The organism is Curtobacterium sp. PsM8, from assembly GCF_030433875.1.
In the GTDB taxonomy this organism is placed as follows: Bacteria; Actinomycetota; Actinomycetes; order Actinomycetales; family Microbacteriaceae; genus Curtobacterium.
In genome coordinates, this window is the sequence record NZ_JARUXD010000130.1 from 1 (window position 1) to 3,810 (window position 3,810).

A 3,810-nucleotide genomic window follows, 5' to 3' on the forward strand; every position below is an offset into this window, starting at 1 on the left:
GAGTGGGGAGTGCGTCTGGTCCTTGAGAACTCAACAGCGTGCACATTGTCAATGCCAATTTTATTGACCTCGTGCCCGGTCGGCTTCGGTTGACTGGGTCATGAAGCAATTCCTTTTGGATTGAAGATTGTCAGTAGACAGTCAACAGTCAAGATCAACTCGCTGACACTTTTAGTGTTGGTTGTAATTTTTTACGGAGAGTTTGATCCTGGCTCAGGACGAACGCTGGCGGCGTGCTTAACACATGCAAGTCGAACGATGATCAGGAGCTTGCTCCTGTGATTAGTGGCGAACGGGTGAGTAACACGTGAGTAACCTGCCCCTGACTCTGGGATAAGCGTTGGAAACGACGTCTAATACTGGATATGATCACTGGTCGCATGGCCTGGTGGTGGAAAGATTTTTTGGTTGGGGATGGACTCGCGGCCTATCAGCTTGTTGGTGAGGTAATGGCTCACCAAGGCGACGACGGGTAGCCGGCCTGAGAGGGTGACCGGCCACACTGGGACTGAGACACGGCCCAGACTCCTACGGGAGGCAGCAGTGGGGAATATTGCACAATGGGCGAAAGCCTGATGCAGCAACGCCGCGTGAGGGATGACGGCCTTCGGGTTGTAAACCTCTTTTAGTAGGGAAGAAGGGAGCTTCGGTTCTTGACGGTACCTGCAGAAAAAGCACCGGCTAACTACGTGCCAGCAGCCGCGGTAATACGTAGGGTGCAAGCGTTGTCCGGAATTATTGGGCGTAAAGAGCTCGTAGGCGGTTTGTCGCGTCTGCTGTGAAATCCCGAGGCTCAACCTCGGGCTTGCAGTGGGTACGGGCAGACTAGAGTGCGGTAGGGGAGATTGGAATTCCTGGTGTAGCGGTGGAATGCGCAGATATCAGGAGGAACACCGATGGCGAAGGCAGATCTCTGGGCCGTAACTGACGCTGAGGAGCGAAAGCATGGGGAGCGAACAGGATTAGATACCCTGGTAGTCCATGCCGTAAACGTTGGGCGCTAGATGTAGGGACCTTTCCACGGTTTCTGTGTCGTAGCTAACGCATTAAGCGCCCCGCCTGGGGAGTACGGCCGCAAGGCTAAAACTCAAAGGAATTGACGGGGGCCCGCACAAGCGGCGGAGCATGCGGATTAATTCGATGCAACGCGAAGAACCTTACCAAGGCTTGACATACACCGGAAACGGCCAGAGATGGTCGCCCCCTTGTGGTCGGTGTACAGGTGGTGCATGGTTGTCGTCAGCTCGTGTCGTGAGATGTTGGGTTAAGTCCCGCAACGAGCGCAACCCTCGTTCTATGTTGCCAGCGGGTTATGCCGGGGACTCATAGGAGACTGCCGGGGTCAACTCGGAGGAAGGTGGGGATGACGTCAAATCATCATGCCCCTTATGTCTTGGGCTTCACGCATGCTACAATGGCCGGTACAAAGGGCTGCGATACCGTAAGGTGGAGCGAATCCCAAAAAGCCGGTCTCAGTTCGGATTGAGGTCTGCAACTCGACCTCATGAAGTCGGAGTCGCTAGTAATCGCAGATCAGCAACGCTGCGGTGAATACGTTCCCGGGCCTTGTACACACCGCCCGTCAAGTCATGAAAGTCGGTAACACCCGAAGCCGGTGGCCTAACCCTTGTGGAAGGAGCCGTCGAAGGTGGGATCGGTGATTAGGACTAAGTCGTAACAAGGTAGCCGTACCGGAAGGTGCGGCTGGATCACCTCCTTTCTAAGGAGCATCTGGTCAGTGCTGTTCACCGTCATGGTGAGTGGTGGCTGGTCCAGGCGCCCGATTCGGACCGAACGTGTCCGACGGGTAGCTCATGGGTGGAACATTGACAGTGCAGTCGGGAGCGCGTCTTCCGGTCTCAGTACGTTCCCCGTCGTCGGTCTTGTGCCGGTGTTGGGGAGTTGGAACGGGTCGGGGGTGAGCGGGTTGGCTGGTGCACGTTGTTGGGTCCTGAGGGACCAGGCTTCCTGCTGTGGGTGGTGTCCGTGATGGATGCTGGCCCGTGGTGGGGGTTGGGCCTTGAGGGTCCTTCGTTGGGCCACGTGAAGCCGGAGGGTTCCTTCTGGGGGAGTGTGGTGCCGATCGTATGTTGAGAACTACACAGTGGACGCGAGCATCTTTAGATTCGCGTCATCGATGATCGTCGGCTTTCGGGTTGGCGTGTGTCGTGGCGTTGGATCGCAATTTTAATCTTTGTGGTCAAGTTTCTAAGAGCAAACGGTGGATGCCTTGGCATCTGGAGCCGAAGAAGGACGTAGAAATCTGCGATAAGCCTCGGGGAGCTGATAATCGAGCTGTGAGCCGAGGATTTCCGAATGGGGAAACCCCGCCAGGCGCTTTTGTGACCTGGTGACTCCCGCCTGAATATATAGGGCGGGTAGAGGGAACGTGGGGAAGTGAAACATCTCAGTACCCACAGGAAGAGAAAACAACATGTGATTCCGTGAGTAGTGGCGAGCGAAAACGGATGAGGCTAAACCGATCATGTGTGATAGCCGGCGGGCGTTGCATGGTCGGGGTTGTGGGACACGTCACTCAGTTCTGCCGGACTGGGACGGTTACAGCGCATCATAGTCGAACCGGTTTGAAAGCCGGGCCGTAGTGGGTGCCAGCCCCGTAGACGAAATGGTGTTATGGCCGGATGTGTATCCCAAGTAGCACGGGGCCCGAGAAATCCCGTGTGAATCTGTCAGGACCACCTGATAAGCCTAAATACTCCCAGATGACCGATAGCGGACAAGTACCGTGAGGGAAAGGTGAAAAGTACCCCGGGAGGGGAGTGAAATAGTACCTGAAACCGTTTGCTTACAAACCGTCGGAGCCTCCTTTGTAGGGGTGACGGCGTGCCTTTTGAAGAATGAGCCTGCGAGTTAGCGATATGTGGCGAGGTTAACCCGTGTGGGGTAGCCGTAGCGAAAGCGAGTCTGAATAGGGCGATTCAGTCGCATGTCCTAGACCCGAAGCGAAGTGATCTATCCATGGCCAGGTTGAAGCGACGGTAAGACGTCGTGGAGGACCGAACCCACTTCAGTTGAAAATGGAGGGGATGAGCTGTGGATAGGGGTGAAAGGCCAATCAAACTTCGTGATAGCTGGTTCTCTCCGAAATGCATTTAGGTGCAGCGTTGCGTGTTTCTCGCCGGAGGTAGAGCTACTGGATGGCCGATGGGCCTCAACAGGTTACTGACGTCAGCCAAACTCCGAATGCCGGTGAGTGAGAGCGCAGCAGTGAGACGGTGGGGGATAAGCTTCATCGTCGAGAGGGAAACAACCCAGACTACCAACTAAGGTCCCTAAGCGTGTGCTAAGTGGGAAAGGATGTGGAGTTGCACAGACAACCAGGAGGTTGGCTTAGAAGCAGCCACCCTTGAAAGAGTGCGTAATAGCTCACTGGTCAAGTGATTCCGCGCCGACAATGTAACGGGGCTCAAGCACACCACCGAAGTTGTAGATTTCGCACACTCGACAAGCCTTCGTGGTTCAGTCGTGCGGAGTGGTAGGAGAGCGTCGTGTGGCGAGTGAAGCGGCGGAGTGATCCAGCCGTGGACGCTACACGAGTGAGAATGCAGGCATGAGTAGCGAAAGACGGGTGAGAAACCCGTCCTCCGAAAGACCAAGGGTTCCAGGGCCAGGTTAATCCGCCCTGGGTAAGTCGGGACCTAAGGCGAGGCCGACAGGCGTAGTCGATGGACAACGGGTTGATATTCCCGTACCGGCGAACAACCGCCCAAGCTAATCCAGTGGTGCTAAGAGTCCTAACCCGGTACTTGTTGATCCCTTCGGGGTGAGACGGGCCGGTCTAACGCTCGA

General features: G+C 55.8%; 2 rRNA genes. Both read left to right on the forward strand.

The features are described 5' to 3' along the window. Nucleotides 1-190 precede the first annotated feature (190 nt). Nucleotides 191-1,720 (forward strand): 16S ribosomal RNA (locus QCD68_RS16930). A gap of 478 nt (nt 1,721-2,198) precedes the next feature. Then, nucleotides 2,199-3,810, forward strand: a 23S ribosomal RNA gene (locus QCD68_RS16935); the annotation flags it as partial.